17 protein-coding genes are annotated in these 20,729 nt (G+C 47.2%); 12 read left to right on the forward strand and 5 right to left on the reverse strand.

Going from position 1 to position 20,729, the window contains the following annotated elements:
- Positions 1-79: 79 nt before the first annotated feature.
- The 3 genes from G7Y37_RS06140 to G7Y37_RS06150 all read left to right on the forward strand — a co-directional run bounded on the left by G7Y37_RS06140 (position 80) and on the right by G7Y37_RS06150 (position 4,773).
- Positions 80-2,569 (forward strand): molybdopterin-dependent oxidoreductase, encoded by a 2,490-nt coding sequence (locus G7Y37_RS06140; protein ID WP_165062597.1) that lies wholly within the window; start codon positions 80-82, stop codon positions 2,567-2,569.
- Entirely contained in the window at positions 2,569-3,306 is a 738-nt protein-coding gene (locus tag G7Y37_RS06145) for a 4Fe-4S dicluster domain-containing protein (RefSeq protein ID WP_165062598.1), read from the forward strand. The genes G7Y37_RS06140 and G7Y37_RS06145 overlap by 1 nt, the downstream gene beginning before the upstream one ends.
- A gap of 201 nt (positions 3,307-3,507) precedes the next feature.
- Positions 3,508-4,773 (forward strand): CynX/NimT family MFS transporter, encoded by a 1,266-nt coding sequence (locus tag G7Y37_RS06150; RefSeq protein ID WP_165062599.1) that lies wholly within the window; start codon positions 3,508-3,510, stop codon positions 4,771-4,773.
- A 328-nt stretch (positions 4,774-5,101) separates the two neighbouring features.
- On the opposite strand, the gene G7Y37_RS06155 is transcribed toward G7Y37_RS06150, so the two are convergent.
- Complete coding sequence (locus G7Y37_RS06155; RefSeq protein WP_165062600.1) at positions 5,102-6,010, reverse strand: LysR family transcriptional regulator; 909 nt, start codon at positions 6,008-6,010, stop codon at positions 5,102-5,104.
- A gap of 288 nt (positions 6,011-6,298) precedes the next feature.
- Between G7Y37_RS06155 and G7Y37_RS06160 the strand changes: the two genes are divergently transcribed.
- The 9 genes from G7Y37_RS06160 to G7Y37_RS06200 all read left to right on the forward strand — a co-directional run bounded on the left by G7Y37_RS06160 (position 6,299) and on the right by G7Y37_RS06200 (position 15,543).
- Positions 6,299-6,514 (forward strand): hypothetical protein, encoded by a 216-nt coding sequence (locus G7Y37_RS06160; RefSeq protein ID WP_165062574.1) that lies wholly within the window; start codon positions 6,299-6,301, stop codon positions 6,512-6,514.
- A 23-nt stretch (positions 6,515-6,537) separates the two neighbouring features.
- On the forward strand, positions 6,538-8,784 hold the full coding sequence (locus G7Y37_RS06165; RefSeq protein WP_165062601.1) for a molybdopterin-dependent oxidoreductase: 2,247 nt from the start codon (positions 6,538-6,540) through the stop codon (positions 8,782-8,784).
- 8 nt (positions 8,785-8,792) lie between these two features.
- Entirely contained in the window at positions 8,793-9,125 is a 333-nt protein-coding gene (locus tag G7Y37_RS06170) for an oxidoreductase (protein ID WP_165062602.1), read from the forward strand.
- A 255-nt stretch (positions 9,126-9,380) separates the two neighbouring features.
- Complete coding sequence (locus G7Y37_RS06175; RefSeq protein WP_165062603.1) at positions 9,381-10,715, forward strand: MFS transporter; 1,335 nt, start codon at positions 9,381-9,383, stop codon at positions 10,713-10,715.
- A 123-nt stretch (positions 10,716-10,838) separates the two neighbouring features.
- On the forward strand, positions 10,839-12,089 hold the full coding sequence (locus G7Y37_RS06180) for an MFS transporter (RefSeq protein WP_165062604.1): 1,251 nt from the start codon (positions 10,839-10,841) through the stop codon (positions 12,087-12,089).
- Positions 11,977-12,318 carry an MFS transporter gene (locus G7Y37_RS06185; RefSeq protein WP_370514608.1) on the forward strand — a complete coding sequence of 114 codons (342 nt, stop codon included), beginning with the start codon at positions 11,977-11,979 and terminating at the stop codon, positions 12,316-12,318. Before G7Y37_RS06180 ends, G7Y37_RS06185 begins: the two co-directional genes overlap by 113 nt.
- Before the next feature lie 32 nt (positions 12,319-12,350).
- Entirely contained in the window at positions 12,351-14,756 is a 2,406-nt protein-coding gene (locus G7Y37_RS06190; RefSeq protein WP_165062606.1) for a molybdopterin-dependent oxidoreductase, read from the forward strand.
- Position 14,757: 1 nt separating this feature from the next.
- The gene (locus tag G7Y37_RS06195; RefSeq protein WP_165062607.1) at positions 14,758-15,105 is read left to right on the forward strand and encodes an oxidoreductase; all 348 of its coding nucleotides are present in this window, start codon (positions 14,758-14,760) and stop codon (positions 15,103-15,105) included.
- A gap of 297 nt (positions 15,106-15,402) precedes the next feature.
- Complete coding sequence (locus G7Y37_RS06200; RefSeq protein ID WP_165062608.1) at positions 15,403-15,543, forward strand: hypothetical protein; 141 nt, start codon at positions 15,403-15,405, stop codon at positions 15,541-15,543.
- Positions 15,544-15,634: 91 nt separating this feature from the next.
- Here the strand turns inward: G7Y37_RS06200 and G7Y37_RS06205 are convergent, their stop codons facing one another.
- From G7Y37_RS06205 to arcA, 4 genes are all read right to left on the reverse strand, one after another.
- Positions 15,635-17,257 (reverse strand): YfcC family protein, encoded by a 1,623-nt coding sequence (locus G7Y37_RS06205; RefSeq protein WP_165062609.1) that lies wholly within the window; start codon positions 17,255-17,257, stop codon positions 15,635-15,637.
- A 52-nt stretch (positions 17,258-17,309) separates the two neighbouring features.
- Positions 17,310-18,266, reverse strand: a complete 957-nt coding sequence (arcC, locus tag G7Y37_RS06210; RefSeq protein WP_165062610.1) for a carbamate kinase — start codon at positions 18,264-18,266, stop codon at positions 17,310-17,312.
- Between the two features lie 78 nt (positions 18,267-18,344).
- The gene (argF, locus tag G7Y37_RS06215; protein WP_165062611.1) at positions 18,345-19,340 is read right to left on the reverse strand and encodes an ornithine carbamoyltransferase; all 996 of its coding nucleotides are present in this window, start codon (positions 19,338-19,340) and stop codon (positions 18,345-18,347) included.
- A gap of 144 nt (positions 19,341-19,484) precedes the next feature.
- Positions 19,485-20,708 (reverse strand): arginine deiminase, encoded by a 1,224-nt coding sequence (arcA, locus tag G7Y37_RS06220; protein ID WP_165062612.1) that lies wholly within the window; start codon positions 20,706-20,708, stop codon positions 19,485-19,487.
- Between the last annotated feature and the right edge of the window lie 21 nt (positions 20,709-20,729).

Consider the following 20,729-nt stretch of genomic DNA (forward strand, 5'->3'; position numbering starts at 1 on the left):
TAGGCCAACTAATCATCTCGACCACCTTTTCACACATAGTTCGACAAAAAACGCCGAACTAAAAAAGAGAGGAGAAGAAATGGGTAGAGAAGAAATCGTCAGCAAGCTATCCGAGCGTCATGAAGGGGTTCACCATGTTTATACAACATGCGTGAACAACGGATGCTGGGATGCAAGCTGCATCATGAAGTGCGCCGTAAAGGACAATAAAATAATTTCAATCGAGCCTGATGACTCCATCCATCCAAACAACGCCCGTGAGGATGTAGGCGATGAAGCCATCAATCAAGGCATGATTCAGATGCGTGGATGCCCCATGGGTCACGCATGGCGACAAGAACTGTACGCCGAGAGTCGTTTGCTATACCCAATGAAGCGCATTGGAGGTAAGGGCGCTGGCAACGGACATTTTGAGCGCATTTCATGGGAGGAAGCGCTTGATACTATCGCGGAAAAAATGCGTGAAGTAAGCGACAAATATGGGGATGCCTCGATCGCTTATTGCCAATATTCCGCTTTTGAACATTCTGATCTTCCTCTTGCTCCATGGCTGCGCGGCGCGCTGGCAACATGGGGCGACCATTCTACTTCTGGCGGCCATGCGGGTGAGGAATTTTTTGCCGGGGTAGACCTTGTTGACATAATGTTTAATGGCACGTCTCAATCGTATCCGGGCTTTGAGGCTCCAGACCTGCTGAACAGCGACCTTATCGTACTTTGGGGATTTGATCCTTTAGTCGGATGGTTTGGCGCAGTTCCGTACTACATGAAGCTTGCTCAGGAACGCGGATGCAAGGTTGTTTGCATAGAGCCACGCTACACGGTTTCTTGCGAAGTTTTGGCAGATCAGTGGATTCCTATTCGCCCCGGCACCGACATGGCTTTAATGTTAGCCATAGCGTATGTGCTCTACACCGAAGATTTATATGACCATGAATTTGTAGACCAATATGTTGAACCTGTAGGTTTTGAAACATGGCGTAAGTATGTAGTAGGTGAAGTTGACGGCGAACCTAAAACTCCAGAGTGGGCAGCACCGCTTACTGGCATTCCTGCTGAAACTATCCTCGCTTTCGCGCGCCTTTACGGCAACGCAAAAGCAGCTCATCTGCAGGTACATTATTCAGTTTCCAAGCGCAACTTGGGCGACTATGCCGGTGCAGGCGCTATGCTGCTGCAAGCCATGACCGGAAATATTGCTCGCCCCGGCGGCTGCGAGTCGGGATGCTCTCTTGTTACTATGCCGCACGTAATTCCACCGAACCTAGATTGGGGTCGCGCTCCAACCGAATTCTTCCCACCAGTGGTGTGCAATAACAACAAGATTACAGAAGCTATCTATTGCAGGCCTCTATACGATGCTGGCGAAATGCCCGAAGAGGAATATCGCCGTCGCATCGGCGCACCGCTAGATTCACCTCTACCAAACATTCACATGATTATCATGGACAACAATTATGCGAACAACCAGCACAATGTGAATAAGCGCATGCGCGGTTATGCATCTATGGATTTCTCGTGGGGTTGGCAGTGGCATGAGGGTCAGCCTTCCGCAGAGTTCCTAGACATTGTTCTTCCTGCGCCTATCCATCAGTTTGAAACCATGGACACATACTTCTTTGGTAACGAGCGTATGTTCTTAGGACCTTGCGGCATGCGCAACTACTTCGTGTATTGCGACCAAGCAGTAGAACCGCCTGAGGAAGTTCGTCCGAAGGAATGGGTATGGATGCAGATAGCAAAACGCTTGGGTATTGGCGAGAAATACAGCTCGAAACTTTGCCAGTACGACGACCCGAAAGAATTTACCGAAGGCGTTAAGGCGATTTATCGCGAGGGATACGAAACTTGGGCACGCGACGATTACGGCATGCTTGCCGCAGCTGGCATTACGCCCCTACCTTGGGAAGAGTTCGTTAAGCACCCCATTATTCGCGTTCCTATGGAAGAGCCGTTCTATCCATTCAAGAACTGCATAGAAGCAGGTGTAAGTCCGTTCATTACTCCTTCCGGTAAGTTCGAATTCGATTCAAACTACATCAAGGAAAACCCGCTGCCTCAGACAAAATACCGCGGCGAGTTCAACACTTACCCGGTTTGGCAGCCTAAGTACCAAGATGTTCCCGCCAACGATAGTTACTATCATCCAAAGACCGGCGAATTCCCGCTTTCACTTGTAACGCCTGTTACGTCTTATCGTCAGCATTCGTCTAACGATAAGAATCCATGGATGCGCGATGATGTATACAAACATGCGGTGTGGATCAACCCAGCCGACGCGGTACCTCGCGGCATCAAAGACGGCGACATGTGCAGCGTATACAACGAATTAGGTGAAGTTCGCATACCTGCCTTTGTTACTTCCCGCACAATCCCCGGCACTGTATCTATACACCACGGTTCATGGTATCGCCCTGACACAACGGAAGTAACAGACAAGATGCCCTATGGTGTAGATCAAGGTGGAAACTGTAATTTGCTTATCGGCGATACGCATCTCCCGCACATCATTGGAGCACTTTTGACTGCGGGTCTAGTGCAGATCAAGAAGTTTGGAGGAGATGAATAATGACACAATATGGATTCTTTTTCGACCAAACGCGTTGTTACGGATGTCAAGCGTGCTCAATAGCTTGCAAAGACTGGAATGACATAGCGCCCGGTCCTGAAAAGTGGATGTGTGTATATGAATGGGAAGTTGGAACATTTCCCGAAGTGCGCCTGCATGAACTAGCTTTCTCTTGCGGTCATTGTGAGGAACCAGCTTGTATCGGTGCTTGCGCTCACGGTGCAATCTTCAAAGATGACAAGTATGGCACCGTATTGATAGATAAAGAAAAGTGCGAAGGCGATCGCAACTGCTTCGCCGCTTGCCCTTACGGATCCATCAAATTCGCAAGTGATGATAAGTCTGAAAAAGCGAGCAAATGCACCATGTGTATCGATCGCTTGGAAAAAGGCTATCTTCCCGAGTGTGTTATGTCCTGTCCAATGCGCGCGCTGGACTTCGGTCCCCTTGATGAACTTCGCGCAAAATATGGGGATTGCTCTCAGTTAGAAGAAATGCCTGCACCGACCACAAAACCGGCATGGATAGCCAAGCCTATCGGGGATAAAAGGCAACTTTTGCCATACGATGCAGACGAAGCTATTAAGTTGAGTATGCAGAGGGGAGATCTGCCGCCGGTGTTTACGAATGCCGAAGACATTACGCCGGAAGACGGTGTTATCAGACGCAACAAACTTATCATGAAAAACGCCACCGCAGAAGATGTCATGCTTAATACCACTAACAATCAGGGTTAAAAGTTCAGAAGTTCGGGGCGGCAATTTGGTTTAGCCGCCCCACACCGCTAGTGTTAATCGCTTAGCTCGCGTAAATTGCCGTGAACCGTTTATTGCGCAATTTTCACTTTGCGGGTTTTGCTTTTACTTTTGCTTTTGCTTCGCAGCTTTTACTCTGTGTTTTCCTTCGCATGACTTCCTCAGTGTATTGAAGGAGTTAATATGTCCGAAATTAAAAAACAAAGATATGGTAATTGGATTCTTATAGCCGTTGCATTGCTGTTATTCGGTACTGCAATCGCCACAACGCAGTTCAAAGTGCCAGTAATTATGGCGAACCTGATGGAACAGTTCAGCATGGACCCAGACGGTGCATCATGGCTTATGTCCATCTTCACGTTTGTTGGGATTGTGCTTGCCTTACCAACAGGAATGCTTGCCAAGCAGTTCGGTCCCAAGAACATGCTAGTTGCAGCAGCGGCTATTATGGCGGTTGGCTCGCTTATAGGCGCATTTTCAACTAGCAGCTTAATGCTTATTATTTCGCGCGGCATTGAAGGCGTGGCATTTATCTTCGTAACCATTTGCGGTCCGCTTGCCGTGCAAAAATATGCTGCACCAGACAAAATAGGTTCCGCCACAGGAATTTGGGCACTTTGGGTATGCCTAGGTTCGGTAGTAGGTGGCACGCTAACCCCGTCGCTATTCTCCGCTACAGGATTTATGGGTGTTTGGATTATTTATGCAATAGCGGTAGTCGTTTTCATCGTTGGCGTAATCGTATTTGTGAAGCTGCCGGATGGCGAGGCTTCTGCTGCTAGCGAGGTCGATATTGCCGGCATCGAGGCTGAGGCTGAGGCTGGGGTTGAAGCTAGCGCTGGCGCTGGCGAAATTAGAGCAGCTCACGCAGCAGAAAAAGTAAGCTATGCAACATTTTTCAAGCCTAACACTTTGCTGTTCTTCTTTACGTTCCTAGCCTTTAACATGGTGCTGATGGCTGTGCTTTCTTTCTCGCCTACATGGATGCAACTTCAAGGTATAGACCCAACAGTATCCGGATTTATCAGCACGCTTCCTATGCTGCTTGCTGTTATAGCCTCACCAACATTTGGCTCTCTGGCAGACAGATTGGGTCGCTGCAAGCCTCTGTACATAATAGGCATGCTAGCCATGGGTCCTTGCGCATTCCTAATGCTTACAGGCTCCGATGCCATGCTGTGGGTTGGCGCTGTTTTGATGGGTCTTTTGGGCTTGGGCGTTCCGGTGATGTGTCTTACATCGTTTAATGGCGTTCTGGCTGAGCCAAAACTTGCTTCAGTTGGCATGGGTGTACTTATGCTGGTGCAAAGTCTTGGACAGTTTTTGGGGACATTTATCTCCCCGATGCTGCTTGGACCAGCATCCGACCAGTGGATGACCCTTGGAATTGCCATGCTGATAATTGGACTTATCGGTACGTTGTCTATTGTTGTATGTAAGTTTAAATAATGCGATAGCGTAAAACAGTGGAACGAAAAGCGACGCTTTCTTGTGCTTTCTCGTTCCACTGTTTTTTTGTTTACTATCCTCTGAGCACCCACTTTCCATCATTAAAGAAAAACTTCCTAAACAAGCTAGCCCCAGAAATTAAAAGTTTAGAAATAATTTGCATATTTTGTCGCTATATCCATTGCGAATCTCCTGCCTACTTTATCCCTCATTTTAAAAACATGGGGTAAATTGGGATAAACCGGAACACGGCAAAATAATTTCAGATTCACGAAAGCCTTACTCGGAATTTACTGCAGCATTACGAAAGCTACGAAAAAGAAGGCACTCAGTCACTCAGCCAACTATTCAAAACAAGACTTCCAAAACCATCGGTTGAGGCGATCGCGTAACAGTGAAAATGCTGAAGACTTTCATCCAGCGGCACCGAAACTAAATCCGATCTTAACTGAAAATATTGACTATCTTTCATGGCCGATGGAAGTATAAATACTTCGTTGGTCATATCTATTGAATAGAACTCCGTTTTTGATTCGGAATTGATATACCTGAATAAGGGCTTGTAGGTATGCTGATTGAATAATGACACGATGGAGTCCATTGTTATGTTGCATTCGTCATTAGGTGTAAAAATCGGCATGTCTTTAAAGTCCTCGAATAAAGCAGCGTTTTGAAGCGATATCGGCGAATCATATCTACAAAACACGCTGAAGTGAACGGGTGTCAACAATTTTGCGATTATTCTTTCACTTCTGAAATAGTCTATCTGCTCATTCGGCTCACCATATCGATAAGAAACGGCGAGATCTAGTTTTCTATCATTTAACGCTGTCATCAGATTAACTCGGTAGGTGGGTACGAATTTGAAGGAATAGTCATTGTGCTTTTTGCGGAAATCCCGTAGAAGCGAGATATAAATAGGAGTGGATTCATCGTTGTATGGTGCATCCATAACGGTAAGATCTTTTATTTGGATAGAATCCAATTCCCTACATTTCGATATAAGATTGTCATATTCATCTACGATAGGCTTTATGCCATTTGCAAAAGTCTTTCCACAGGGAGTAAGGCTGATACTGTTTCCATTGCGCTCGAGAAGCTGAATCTCCAAAGACGATTCCAACTGCTTTATATGTCGACTTAAATTCGATTGCGAGATATAAAGTGAGGCTGCTGTTCTAGAAATATTAAGATTAGCTGCCAAGGATAGAAATTCTCTAAATGGAGCTAGAATCATTTCTCTCACCCTCTTATTCAGCTGAGTTAGAACATGCGGCGCACACATTAGAATATGAAAGCACTTATCAGCATGATTAATACAAATATAAATTAAATCCGAGCTTCACCAGTATCTAAATCCTGCATAGCAGGTTTCATTTTCTCCATCCCATTATGCGTATAAAACACAGCCTTATCAGATTGTAACAGGTCTGAAATTCCAATGTCGATTTTAATCTGATACGTGAAGAGAATCAGATTCTATCGACTCTAAAAGCTGGTAAATCGAATAGATAGGGAGTTAATCATGTGTTTCAGGCCGGCAACCGTTGAGCAGGCGCAAGTGTGCCCGAATTGCGGAAAGAAGGTTAATGCCGCATTGGGAAAAATGCCTTCCAAATGTCCATTCTGCAAAACCGTTTTTAAAAACGCCGAGGACGATAGTGCTACGGAAGGCGCACAGCCTATCCCTCCTTCGGTACCTAAAAGACCGGCTGCCCCGGGAAGTACAAGCAATAAATAGATAGAGGGAGAAAGGGAGGAGAAATGAAGGATACATGGAGAGAAGAAAAAGACGGCAAGATTTATGTGAGAACCTGCGGATGGTCGCCTCCGGGAGATCACCCAGTAGGTTGCGGAATGATCTTGACTGTTAAAGATGGCAAGCTCATCAAAGTTGAAGGCGACCCAGAGCATCCGATTTCACAAGGGCGTCTGTGTCCACGATGTTTAGCAATGAAGGAATTCATCGATAGCCCAACCAGAATCAAATATCCGATGAAGCGCGCCAAAGAAGACCGCGGAAAGGATACATGGGAGCGTATCACATGGGACGAGGCGCTTGATATAATCGAAAAAGAAGTAAGGCAGATATGGGAGAACTACGGTCCTGAGTCAATTCTTCTCTTTCAAGGCACCGGTCGCGAATCCACACTTTATGCGCCAGCCATGGGTTCTGCCGTGTTGGGAACGCCGAACTTCTGCTTCTCTATGAGCGGTGCTTCCTGTTATGGGCCGAGAACTGCCGTGGCAGACTTCCTTTTGGGAGCCGGTTATCCGGAACTCGATTACGCACAGTTCTTCCCGGATAGATACGACAACCCTGAATACGAGATTCCGAAGTACATCATTTTGTGGGGTAAAAGTCCGTTGCAATCGAATCCCGACGGGTTTTATGGGCATTCACTTATCGACCTTATGAAACGCGGCTCGAAGATCATCACCATCGACCCGCGTCTTACATGGCTCGGTACACGCGCCGCATATCATCTACAGCTTCGTCCGGGAACAGACACCGCTTTGGGTCTTGCGATGCTTAATGTAATTATCACTGAAGATCTGTATGATCACGACTTTTGCGAAAATTGGGTATTCGGTCTTGATGAACTAAAAGAGCGCGTAAAGGACAAGACACCTGAGTGGGCCGAAGAAATTACGTGGGTTCCTGCGGAGACTATTCGCGAAGCAACAAGAGCCTTTGCTACCAACAGACCGTCCTCTATTATGTGGGGTTTGGCTATCGATGAACAGCAGAATGGTGTTCAAGCAGGTCAGGTTCTGCTTTCAATCGCTGCCATTTGCGGCTACATGGATGTTCCCGGCGGAGTTGTATTAGCTAAGCCATCCAGCTTCATGGGTAAATGGCGTTTTGAGTGCTCAAAATATATTGATCCGGAAGTCGCTGCAAAACGCATAGATGGCAAAGAGCAATATCCGGCATATGCGGCAGGTCCTATGGCGCATCCTGATCTCATCTTGGAAGCTTTAGATACTGGCAAGCCATACCCGCTGAAGATGATGTACTTTTATGCCACCAATCCGTTGGCCGGCACATGTTGGGGCGAGCCGGAGCGCTGGGCAGCTCATATGAGGAAGATGGACTTCAATGTAGTACAAGACTGCTTCATGACTCCTACCGCTATGGCATTCGCCGACATATTCCTCCCTGTGAGTGGCTTTGCAGAGCATGACGGCGTAGTTCTTCCCCACTTCGGTAGAAACACCCACTTCCTAGGTGCCATGAATGCGGCACTCGACCCGGGCGAGGCGAAATCCGACATTGAGATAAACATTGCATTGGGTAAAAGACTTAACCCGGAGGCTTGGCCATGGGATACAGCCGCCGAGTTCTTTACGGATCAAATCCATACTATGTACGATTGGGATTTCGATGACCTGCGTGACATGGGTGTATTCCAACAGGCGAATCCCTACTATAAATATGAGAAAGGTCTTTTGAGAGAAGACGGCGAGCCCGGCTTCAACACGCCTACTGGTTTGATCGAAGTTTCAACATGTCTGTACGAAGACTTCGGAGAAGATCCATTGCCTTATTTCCAAGAACCTCCCTACAGCCCAGTAAGCACTCCTGAAATCGCCGAGGATTATCCGTATGTTTTGACGACCGGTGGTCGCGATTTCGTTTCGTTCCATTCCGAACATCGTCAGATTCCGTCACTCAGAAGCATCACACCTGATGCAATCGTCACCATACATCCGGAAACCGCAAAAAAGCACGGTATCAAAGACGGCGACTGGGTTGAGATTAAAAATATGTACGGCAAATGCGTTGAGAAGGCACGTTTGACCTACGAAGTTATGCCGCAGGTCGTTCATGCAACGCATGGATGGTGGTATCCGGAGCAGGACAGCGAAGCACCTAATCTTTACGGCGTATACAAATCCAACATCAACAAATTGATCCCCTATGGCTACAACAGCAAATTGGGATATGGAGCACCGTATAAAAGCATGCTTTGTAGTATACGAAAAGTTGATTCGCTCGAAGGGTAGGGATGGCGATGTCAGATTACGGAATGATCATAGATTACAAATACTGCACGGGATGCCATACGTGCGAGGTGGCATGCAGACAGGAGAAAGACTTTCCCCTTGATCAATGGGGCATCAAGCTGACCTCCGAAGGTCCGGCGAAATTAGGAGATGAGTGGTACTGGATGAATATCCCTGTTCCATCCAACCTCTGCGATTTGTGCATCGAAAGGATAGAAGAAGGCAAGAAGCCGGCATGTGCGCACCATTGTCTCGCTCAATGCATAGAAGTAGTCCCGATCGAAAAGATTGGCGAAACGATGAAGACCAAAGAGGATGGGGTGGTTTGCTTTATTCCTTAATTGGTTCAAAGGTTTTTTGGAGAGTTTGAATGTCAGGCGGATGGGCTCCCTAGAGCTCATCCGCAGTTGAAGGGATGCAAATATGGCTGACCAAGAAAAGAAACAGACGGTATGTCCAAATTGCGGAAAGCCAATCAGAAGGGCAGTGACAAACCGTGAATTTGGAGGACAGGTACATAAGTGCCCTTGGTGTAAAACCGAATTTTCTTCGGATGGTCAAAAAGACAGTCTGCAGCATGGAAAGCAGGAATAATCATGGATGAAACTAACGTTCAAAATAAGTTAGAGTTGGAAAAAGTTCATAAGAAGTCGAATTACGCATGGGCCGTGGCGAGTTCAGGTTTTCTGTCCCAGATAATCTGCGTTTGGTGTTTGGCGATTTTCGGCACATGTCTTGTATATATTGCACAGGATTTCGGGGTGGCTCCACCATCGCTCTCCATCGGAATTTCCGTTTTCGGTCTTCTGTATGCAGGATGCTCCTTCATTTGGGGCACCATGGCTGATAAGATAGGTTTGAGGATAACCATAACCATTGCAGGTATTGGTGTAGGCGTTTTCCTGATAATTTGCGGATTCGTTGCCAGCAGTCCGATTATGGCAATCGTGCTTTACGCCTGCGCAGGCGTATTCGTTTCCGGATGCGGATCTGCGGTTCTTCCAAAGATCGTGAGCACATGGTTCGCTCCGAACATGCGCGGCAAAGGCATTGCCGTAATCACGTTAGGCGGAAGCTTAGCAGGTGTTCTGGGCGGAATCGTTATGCCACAGTTAATTCTTGCTGGTGGGTGGAGATTATGCTTTGAGGGAATAGGTGCCATCATTGTTGTTCTGGGTATCGTAATGTTCCTTGTGATGCGCGATAGCCCTGCGAAGATTGGCACGGTTCCGCTTGGCAACAAAGGGATGCCGAAGCCTATTGAGAAAAAAGTAGTAACTCCTGAAGAGAAAGCTGAAGACAACAAGAGAAGGCTTCTGGTGCTGAAGCAGCCTATTACTTGGATGTACGGTGCTATTTTGATTTTCTGGCAGCTCGGTTTGATGTCACACACAGCGTTCAATACAGCAGCTGTCCAAAATGTAGGTTTCGACATTGTGGTTGCAGGTTTGGTTGGAACAAGCTGCACCGTCGGTATGACCATCGGGCAAATCATCTTCCCAACACTGTCAGATAAGCTCGGAAGAAAAGGTGTTCTAGTGGTCATTATGGCCTTGGCCGGCGTAATGGCGATCGTTTACTTCTTCGTTCTTACATCGGGGACCACCAACGACATGTTCTTGTATCTTACCTATGGTGTTTTCGGTCTGTTCTTCTCAGCCACGCCGCTTCACAACACGTTGATGGGTGAGTGCTATCCGGACGACCTGCGCGGCACAGGTCCTGGTGTTATTTCCACCATTGCTTTGGTTGGTCGCTTCGGCGGACCTATTGCTTGCGGCGCCTTCATCGGTATGATGGCAGATCAATCGGCTTACTATGCGGTATTCATGGGAGCTTGCTTCATAATCTCAGCGTTCCTTGCACTGCTTTGGGCTCCTAAGACCGGCGGTAAATATGGCGATCCTGAAGCACATGAGGAACTTGTATAGATAAAACCTTTCACACGAAACCGAGGCTTCATTTGAAGCCCCGTAAAATTCGAAATAACTAAACGAGAAGCTTATCGGATTAAATAAGATGTAATTGCATTTCTTATAGTATTGGAGATAGAAATGAGTGCATATACTAGTGATATAGCGAATGCACCACAGTTAACAATCCCTCAGTTTATAGATGAATTAGGCACGAACAAAATCACATGGATGCTATTTATTCTACTCGGACTTTCCATGATGTTCGAAGGATACGACTATGCAATCGTCAATTTTGCTCTTCCTTCCATTCAGGCAGAATGGTCGCTGAATTCGGTTATTGCCGGTTCTCTTTCATCGTGGTCGCTTATGGGTCTTGTTATAGGTGGAGTGATTTCAGGTCCGTTAGCTGACAAAATCGGTAGAAAGAAAGTGTTGGTAAGCTCGGTATTCCTTTTCGGATTACTAAACCTTCCACTCTATTTTGCGCAAGACTGGATTGTATTTTCGGTATTCAGAGTTTTGGCAGGTGTCGGTTTAGGTGCATGCATTCCGATAGTCACCACATGCTTTTCGGAATGGATGCCGTCCAAACGCCGTGGATTCTTTATAACGTTTGGTATGGCATGGATGATTCTCGGTACGGTCATCGCCGGAATTGTGGGCGGCGCGCTGTGCAACTCCGCTGCTGCCGCAAGTGTAATAGCCGGAGAAACCGAGTTGTCATCGGTTCAGACGGTGGCGCTTCCTTTTTTGGATGGCTTGCATATTGATCATTGGAGAGTAGCATTCTTTATTGGTTTCTTGCCGATAATCTATTCGGTCATCCTGCAGTTCTTCATGCTGGAAACCCCCTATTATTATGCATCCAAAGGTCAATCGAAAAAGTGTATCGCTGTACTTGAAGATTACGAGCGCAAAGCCACAGGAAAAACCGTTCTTGCCGAGCGCTTGAACCCTAATCATCTTCTACCCGTAAGACCCGAAAAGGTGAAAGTAAGCCCATTGGAACTGTTCAATAAGAAATACGTTAAAGCTACTTTGGGGATTTGGATAGGGTATTTCTGCGGATGTTTGGTCTTGTATGGAATGAACGCCTTCTTGCCGAGATTGTGTGGTGCCATGGGTTATACCTACACCCTTGCCACCATCAGTATGGCAGCTGCATTTATCGCGAACATATTGTGTGGTTATGTGTCTGACATAATTGGTCGCAAGAGAACCGTGGTAATAGGGTTCATAGCTGGCGCTGTGTGTATGTATTTGCGGCTTCGCCTGCATAGAGGCATGGCCGTATGTAGCGCTTACAATCGTGATGATAGCACTGGGCTTCACGGTGAATTTCGGACAAACCGCTATCCAGCCAATCATGCCGGAATCGTATCCGACTGAATTGCGTGGTATGGGTACGTCGTGGTGTCAGGCCATCGGTCGTTTTGGCGGAGCGCTTGGTCCTATCATGTTGGGAGCAATAGTAGATGCGGTCATGCAGTCGGGCGCAACACCGACGTTCGCTATGGGCACATCTTTCATATCGTTGACGGTCTTTGCGATCATAGCGGCTTTAGCCATCGCGATATTCATCAAAAACGACAGAGCCGGCAAAGATCTTGAAGGTTAATTCAATATAAAACTTTATCGAACGGATAAAAAATGATTAGAAAACCTGAAGAAATACTTCCTTCATACAATGAAGATATATACAAAGACGAATGGCAATGGCAAGAGGGAGACATTACGGTTACAAGAACTGCCCAGTACACGGCTCCTGGCTGTCATAACAGTTGCAGCGTTTTGTTCTATACGAACAAAGACGGAAAGTTGGTGGATATAGAGGGCGACCCCCGCAGTCAATACAATAACGGTCGTCTTTGCATGCGCTGTCTTAACATGGTGGAAACAGTAAACCACCCGGATCGTTTGAAATATCCGATGAAGCGGGCGCGAGAAGACAGAGGCAAGGATGCATTCGAGCGCATTTCATGGGACGAAGCATACGACATCATAGAAGCCAAAGTAAGGCAAATATGGGAGGAGTCGGGTCCTGAGGCTATAGTGGGTCTTCAGGGCACGGGCAGAAATGTCGTGTGGCTTAACCCACTTTTGACGTTTGCGGGTTTCGGAAGCCCGAACGTGGGAATGGCGTTTCTTTCCGGAGATGCTTGCTATTTGCCAAGGCTCTGCTGCAGTGTTCTCTGCATGGGAGAGCTATTTGTTTCAGATTGCTCACAGTTCAATGAGCAGCGATACAGTGATCCCGAATGGGTTCGTCCGGAATGTATGCTTATTTGGGGGAACAACATCGTTGCAAGCAACGGTGATGGTTTCTTCGGTCATTGGGTTGTTGATCTGATGCGTATGGGAACCAAGATCATCGTTGTAGACCCGCGTCTCACTTGGCTCTCGGCGCGTGCCGAGCATTGGCTTCCCATTCGTCCCGGAACAGACGGTGCTCTTGCCTTGGCCATGAGCAATGTGATTATTGAAGAAGATCTGTATGATCATGATTTCGTGGAGAATTGGAGCTTCGGTTTCGATGACTACGCTGAAAGAGTGAAGGAATATCCTCCCGAGAAAGTGGCAGAAATCTGCTGGATTTCAGAAGACAGCATAAAGGAAGCTGCCAGAGCATTCGCTAAAGCCAAACCGGGGTGCATACAGTGGGGCTTGGCAGTGGACCAGCAGAAGTACGGTACAGAAGCCGCAAGGGCGATATGTAATATAACCGCGATGTGTGGCAATATAGACGTTCCCGGAGGAAATGTTCTCTCTAGAACCATCTACAACATTTACGGAACGTATGCATGTGGCATATGGACCGTTGCGGAAAACGTTTTGAAGAAAAATCTAGGACAAGACGCTTCCCCGTTGTTCGCTGCCGGCTTCGGATCGGAATCGCAAGGCGATGCAATTCTTCGCGCAATCGAACACGGCGATCCTTATCAGGTGAGAATGTTGTTCATGCAAGGTACCAACCCGATAGCCAACATGGCGGCCGACGCTCCCCGTGTTTACCGGGCTTTACGGGACAAAGTGGAATTCAATGTAGTTTGCGATGTGTTCAAGACACCAACCATCATGGCGTGTGCGGATGTTGTTTTGCCAGCGGCGATGAGCTGCGAACGCAATTCTGCGCGAGCGTGGCCTTGGCCGTTGAGATCTATCGTAAAAGTAAGCCAGTATTACGAAGCAAAATCGGACGAGCAGATAATTCTTGAGCTTGGTAAGCGTCTTAAGCCAGAAAACTGGCCTTACGAAACAGACATCGACCTTATGACATGGTGGATACAATCCGGAGATTTGAAGCGTCAGGTTTCAGACAAGAGCACGGATACTGACGGAATTGAAGTGAATTCCAACAACGCTGCATGGCCTCCGACCGCTGATTTCGATTGGTATCAATTGCGCGATGAGGTCATCAAATGGGAAGACTACATTTATTACAAGTATCAAAAGGGAATTCTGCGTCCCGGAAATGAACCCGGCTTCAATACGGTTACCGGTCTTTACGAATTCAAGAGCACTTTGCTTGAGATGTGGGGGTTAGATCCGCTGCCATTTTTCGGTGAACCGCCGGAGAGTCCGTACTCTACGCCGGAACTTATGGAGGAATATCCGCTGATTCTGACAACGGGAATGCGTTCCTTCGAGTTCTTCCATTCAGAACATAGGCAGTTGCCTACGATGAGGGAGTTCCATCCTTGGCCGATAACCGAACTCCATCCCGAAACCGCGACGAAATACGGCATTTCTGAGGGTGATTGGATTTGGATCGAGAATATGCGAGGAAAATGCAGACAAGTAGCCCACCTGAATCCTTCACATCCTAAATGGCTGGTAAGTTCGGAGCACGGATGGTGGTATCCAGAACAGGCAGCTGCCGAGCCCCATCTGTTCGGTAATTTCGATTCGAACATCAATAATCTGACCCAGATGGATGAGTTCGGACCAACCGGATACGGCGCGCCTTATAAGTGCCAAATTTGCAAAGTGTACAAGGATGACGGCAACAATAAGATGACTGTTACCGAAGAGATAACAACTAATAAAGGAATGTAGAATGAATAGCGAAAATTTGCGTGGGCTGCTTTTTGATTATGATTTTTGCACAGGATGCCATACTTGCGAGGTTGCATGCAAAAAAGAGCATGGATACGAAAAAGATCAATGCGGGATACACGTTTTAAGCGTTGGTCCCAACTTGAAACCTAATGGAAAGTGGGAATTGGATTACATCCCTGTGCCCGGCGACCTTTGCGATTTGTGCGCCAAGAGAACGGCTGCCGGTAAGAAACCTTCTTGTGTTCATCACTGTCAGGCTTTGATAATCCAATACGGTACGGTTTCCGAATTGGCTGCGAAGATGGATAAAGAGAAGATGTCAATCTTTATTCCGCCTAGTCAATAAGGCACTTTATAGCGAAATAAGAGTCTTCCGATCAAGTTCATATCACATGGGAAAGCGAGTGGTTTTTACCATTCGCTTTCTTGTATTCCAAAGAGTCTTATGGAAGATGGACCTTCCCTAAGACCCCTATGGCAGTCCATACCCTCAGAAAGATAGGTCAACATGAACAGTACGAACAAAACCACCGTAGGTGGTCTGTCTCTAATACTTTAGTACCTAGCAGACGTTCTCATCGCAGATGGTCCTGTTCCTTCGATGTCCAATGCGATCGAGAATATGAACGGAAGGATAAGAAGAATGCTTGAACTCCATCGAGGAATGAGCATCGATCACAGGATCAAGACTGTGTTCTGGTTCTGCTACATAAAGTCGGAAGCCCCTGTCGGCTTCGCCGAGATGATGGGGGAGTTCCCGGACGACGATATGGTCCGTGAATAAAGAAGACATACCGCCAAGGAACTCCCCATTCGCACAAAAAGGCGCTCCCGAAGGAGCGCCGAAACGAGGACTTTCCTTTGCTGAGCAAAGATTAGCTTATAGCTGGTCCGGGTATAATCATCATAGCTACCGTAAGTATAACTAGACAGACCACACCAAGTATCAAGAACAGCTTCCAGCCAAACTTCAACCATGTGGTGTACTCAATCTTAGCCAATGCTAAGCCGCCCATAATAGCGCCCGATGTAGGTGTGAACAGGTTCACAAGACCATTGCCGGCACTGAAGATCATCGTCATAACATCTGGCGAGAAGCCAAGCCCATTCGCCAAACCGCCCATAATGGGGATAGACACAGTTGCCATGCCGGAAGAAGACGGAATCAGGAACGACAAAACCACATAGAGCAAGAACGATAGCGGTGCGAAAATCAGCGCCGATAGTCCCGCCAAAGCTGCTGCCGCATTGGTGAGAATCCACATATCCAGACCAGTCTCGCCCATAAGCACCGTGATAGAACGAGCCAAAGCGATGATAAGAACAACACTCATCATGTCGGCAGCACCACTGATAAACGTCTTAACGAAACGGCTTTCAGATACGCCACCTATAACACCAATGATAAGAGCCATGATTAGGAACCATGTTGAAGCTTCATCAAAGTACCACTGTCCCAGCGGAAGACCAGTTAGGAACGAAGACCAAGCAGGTGTAACTTCTTCTTCAGATGTAGCTGTAGCCTCTACATCGCCCTCAAGTGTCAGTGCAGTACCTGTGGCTTCATCATACACACTAGTTATTTCTTCAGCATCTACAGGCGCTACAACTTCTTCATAAGTTGCGCCCTCAACAAACGCATTTACGCCCAAGTCTTCCCAAGGAATGAAGCTAACTATCATAACTACAAACGTCAAAGCAAATACGATAAGCGACCATTTCTGGCGACCAGTCATCTTAGGAGCAGGCTTCTCATCGTCAGAAGCAGCCTCAACCTCAGATTCGACCATGCCCCATTCGTTCATCATATCTTCCTGCTCTTGCAGAGAAAGAATAGTAGAACCCTTATCAGCCTTTACTTTTTTAGCGTAACGCATAACAAATACAATGGAGATAGCAAGTGTAGACAACCAAAGCACAACACCTAGCCCCATTACTACTACCTGATCGGGCACTATGCCCATGCTGTTTAGCGCATCGTTGGCAACACCTACTGCAAACGGATTAACCGTAGAACCCAAAACACCACAACCAGCACCTAGGAGAACAACTGCCGCACCAGTAATGCTGTCGAATCCAGCAGCAACCATCGTGGCTGCTAGCAATAGATAAAATGGCACTGTTTCTTCGCACATGCCATATGTAGTGCCACCAACAGAGAAGATAAACATCAGGATAGGAATAAGAATAAGTTCGTTGCCCTTAAGCTTATGCACAAGTGCTGCGATGCCCGCATCCAATGCGCCTGTCTCGGTAATTATTCCGAGGAAGCCGCCCAGGATGAGGACGAACAGACAAACACCAATTGCATCTTGGAAGCCAAGTACGGGAGCAGTAACTATATTAGCAAGAGTTGCGCCTTCCACACCTTCTACCCCGAGTGCGCCCATAATCATGGTTATGACCGCAAGAACAACGAGGATAATTAGCAAAATTGTAAAAGCGGAAATAGCTGCACGCTTCTTCTTTTGCTTCGTGCCAGTATTCTCAGCTGACATGATCTTACCTTTCTACTAGACTCGGATATATCCGAGTCGCAGGGTATACACCCTACCCCACCGTTATGGTGGTGCCCGTCTCGCCGCGTAAGCCCTCGGCTGCTTTTTCAAGAGACGTAATCAGTGCAGTACCCTTTGGATGTTCAGTTAGATACTCTATACATGCCTGCACCTTTGGAAGCATCGAACCTGGAGCAAATTGTCCTTCCTCGATATAAGAGCGCGCTTCCGAAACGCTCATGTGGTCAATATCTTGTTGATTTGGCTTGCCAAAATTAATGGCAACCTTTTCAACCGCCGTCAGAATAACGAGCATGTCTGCATTAAAACCAGCTGCCAGCTTCGCACTGGTGCGGTCTTTGTCTATAACAGCAGGAACGCCGTGATATGAATCGTCATATTCGAACACGGGAACGCCACCGCCACCCGCTGCTATAACCACATATCCGTCATCCATTAGGTCTTTGATAGCGTCTATCTCTACAATGCGTTGCGGCTTTGGACTCGCAACCATCATTCTCCAACCACGACCCGCATCTTCGGCATATGTAGCGCCCGTTTCCTCTGCGCGCTGTTTTGCCTCTTCTTCGGTGAAAAATGGTCCGACTGGTTTAGTTGGATGCTGGAAAGCCGGGTCTTCTGGGTATACAACCGTTTGCGTCATAACGCATGCAGTAGAGCGAAGGATAGACCTGCGCTTCAATTCTCCCAAAAGCGCTTGGGAAAGCTGATAGCCAATGTAGCCTTGGCTCATAGCTCCGCACTCTGGAAACGGCATCTCCGGAATAGAGGAATCGCTTGTACTGGCTTCCGAAAACGCATTCGATATCATACCGACCTGCGGTCCATTGCCATGCGATACTACAACATTTATGCCTTCAGCTATCATATCTGCAATATGAACTGCGGTTTCTTCAACCAACTGAAGCTGTTCCTCGGGAGTGTTTCCCAGTGCATTACCGCCGAGCGCAATAACTACGCTTTTGCCATCGCCTTTTGCGTATGCCAACTGTATCACCCCTTCCTTTGTTGTGTTGGACAGAACAAAGAGCCGCAAGACAACGCAACCCTACGGCTCTTTCATTAACTAGCGCATAGTTGCGTACATAACCGCCTTAATGCTGTGCATACGGTTTTCGGCTTCGTCAAACACTTTCGAACGACTAGATTCAAATACCTCGTCGGCAACTTCCATCTCGGTAACGCCAAACTTCTCAGCGATATCAGCGCCGATTGTGGTGTTTGTGTCGTGGAAAGACGGTAAGCAATGCATAAATATTGCATCCTCATCAGCCGTATCCATTATTTCTGTGGTTACACGATAAGGCTCTAGTTCTTTAATGCGCTTTGCCCAAAGCTCTTCGGGCTCGCCCATAGATACCCAAATGTCGGTATAGATAACCTTAGCGCCGCTAGCAGCCTCTTTGGGATCTTCTGTAAAGTGAACAGAGCCGCCCGTTTCCTTGCAAATTTCTTTGCAGGTATCTATTAGGCTAGCCTCGGGCTTCAAATCATCGGGACCACAACCGACGAAATGCATACCAAGTTTAGCGCACGTAACCATCAGTGAATTGCCCATATTGTTGCGGCAATCGCCAAAGAAGACAAACTTCAAACCCTTCAATCCCATTGGGAAGTTTTCTTCAATAGTCATCATGTCTGCAATCATCTGCGTTGGATGGAATTTGTCGGTAAGACCATTCCAAACCGGAACGCCCGCAACACTAGCCAATTCCTCTACAAGCTCTTGGCTAAATCCGCGATATTCAATACCGTCGTAGAAGCGTCCAAGTACACGCCCGGTATCTTCAATAGACTCTTTTTTACCCATCTGAGAAGAGCCGGGATCTAGATAGGTTACGCCCATACCTAAATCGTAGCCCGCAACCTCAAACGAGCAGCGTGTGCGAGTAGAAGTCTTCTCAAACAGAAGTACAATATTTTTGCCCTCAAGGTAGCGATGCGGAACGCCAGCCATCTTCAGGCTTTTAAACTCGCGTGAAAGCTTAATAAGGTAACGAATTTCATCTGGAGTAAAGTCGAGCAATTTCAAAAAGCTACGGCCACTAAGATTAACTGGCATGTTAGTTCCTTTCCTAAAGGGTCTATTGACCCGATCAATACTGCGCCTCAACTAGTTTTCTACTAATCAGCACGGCACTACTTTCCAACTTCAAATAACGAATTGTTGCAGCTGCGTATAGGCATCGCAGCTGCAACTAATTTACTACTGATCTTCGCGCCAGATAGGCATGCTCATGCAGCGTGGACCACCACGACCACGTGACAGTTCAGCAGACGGCATCTCTAAAACGTTAATGCCTTCTTTACGCAGCACTTCGTTGGTAACGTTGTTGCGCTGATAAACCACAACAGTACCCGGGCGCACGCATAAGGTGTTGCTGCCATCGTTCCACTGTTCACGCTCGGCAGCAATGCGATCGCCACCGCCGCATGGGATTAGCTTCACTTTCTCGCCAACATACTCGGTAAGTACCTCTTCGAGAGTTTCATTGCGCTCGCGCACATGAATGCCGCCTTCACCATCAGGCTTAATCTCGAATACGGTCAGCGGACCCATAATGCCCGGATGAATGGTGAATTTGTCGTAGTCAATCTGAGTAAATACCGTATCAAGGTGCATAAACGCACGAGAGTTCGGAATATTGAATGCCAGAATTGTCTCTACAGGAGAAGTGTCTGAGTAGAAAATATTCTTTGCAATCTGATCAATAGCGTCGGGCTCGGTGCGCTGCGAAATACCAATAGCTAAGGTCTTTTCGTTAATATTCAGTATGTCGCCGCCTTCAATGTGGAACGTATAATCGCGCTCATAGTATTGCGGCACGCTCTGATAATCTTTGTGATACTTGAAAATGTAATCGCCGTAGATAGTTTCCCTATTGCGGGTTTGCGAATACATACGATTAATAGATACGCCATTACCTATCATGGCAAATGGGTCGCGCGTGAAATAAAGATTTGGCATTGGCGCACATACCAATTTAGATGTGTCACTTACAAGATCTACCAGCGAATCGCTTTTATCGGTATGAAGTTCTTGCAGGTTAACACCCGCCATAGTTTTTTGCACCAAATCTTTATTAGCAGGATAGCTGTCGTTGATGTAATCATAAATGATCTTCTGATAACGCTCAGTGCGAATACCTGCTTCAAAAATCCATTGCTTCAGGAATTTCTCGCGAAGTTCAGGATACTGATCTAGAACTTCAGCCATCAAATCTTCAAGATAAACTACCTCTACGCCTTCATCGCGAAGTATTTTCGCAAAGGCATCGTGCTCAGCCTGCGCCACCTCTAGAAATGGGATGTCGTCAAAGAGCAATTCCTCCAACGTATTCGGAGTAAGGTTCAAAAGCTCATCTCCGGGACGGTGAAGTAGAACCTTCTTCAGCGGCATGATCTCGCTTCTAACGTTCACGCCTGACATGGTACCACCTCTTCTTTCTGG

Source organism: Adlercreutzia sp. ZJ154 (genome assembly GCF_011039055.1).
Lineage (GTDB): Bacteria > Actinomycetota > Coriobacteriia > Coriobacteriales > Eggerthellaceae > Adlercreutzia_A.

Bases quoted from the DNA above. Each gene is read 5' to 3' on its own strand.
- G7Y37_RS06180 (WP_165062604.1), top strand. From the start codon at position 10,839: ATGAGTGCATATACTAGTGATATAGCGAATGCACCACAGTTAACAATC.
- G7Y37_RS06140 (WP_165062597.1), top strand. From the start codon at position 80: ATGGGTAGAGAAGAAATCGTCAGCAAGCTATCCGAGCGTCATGAAGGG.
- argF (WP_165062611.1), bottom strand. From the start codon at position 19,340: ATGCCAGTTAATCTTAGTGGCCGTAGCTTTTTGAAATTGCTCGACTTT.
- G7Y37_RS06145 (WP_165062598.1), top strand. From the start codon at position 2,569: ATGACACAATATGGATTCTTTTTCGACCAAACGCGTTGTTACGGATGT.
- arcA (WP_165062612.1), bottom strand. From the start codon at position 20,708: ATGTCAGGCGTGAACGTTAGAAGCGAGATCATGCCGCTGAAGAAGGTT.
- G7Y37_RS06190 (WP_165062606.1), top strand. From the start codon at position 12,351: ATGATTAGAAAACCTGAAGAAATACTTCCTTCATACAATGAAGATATA.
- G7Y37_RS06155 (WP_165062600.1), bottom strand. From the start codon at position 6,010: ATGATTCTAGCTCCATTTAGAGAATTTCTATCCTTGGCAGCTAATCTT.
- G7Y37_RS06170 (WP_165062602.1), top strand. From the start codon at position 8,793: ATGTCAGATTACGGAATGATCATAGATTACAAATACTGCACGGGATGC.
- G7Y37_RS06195 (WP_165062607.1), top strand. From the start codon at position 14,758: ATGAATAGCGAAAATTTGCGTGGGCTGCTTTTTGATTATGATTTTTGC.
- G7Y37_RS06165 (WP_165062601.1), top strand. From the start codon at position 6,538: ATGAAGGATACATGGAGAGAAGAAAAAGACGGCAAGATTTATGTGAGA.
- G7Y37_RS06205 (WP_165062609.1), bottom strand. From the start codon at position 17,257: ATGTCAGCTGAGAATACTGGCACGAAGCAAAAGAAGAAGCGTGCAGCT.
- G7Y37_RS06150 (WP_165062599.1), top strand. From the start codon at position 3,508: ATGTCCGAAATTAAAAAACAAAGATATGGTAATTGGATTCTTATAGCC.
- G7Y37_RS06200 (WP_165062608.1), top strand. From the start codon at position 15,403: ATGCTTGAACTCCATCGAGGAATGAGCATCGATCACAGGATCAAGACT.
- G7Y37_RS06160 (WP_165062574.1), top strand. From the start codon at position 6,299: ATGTGTTTCAGGCCGGCAACCGTTGAGCAGGCGCAAGTGTGCCCGAAT.
- G7Y37_RS06175 (WP_165062603.1), top strand. From the start codon at position 9,381: ATGGATGAAACTAACGTTCAAAATAAGTTAGAGTTGGAAAAAGTTCAT.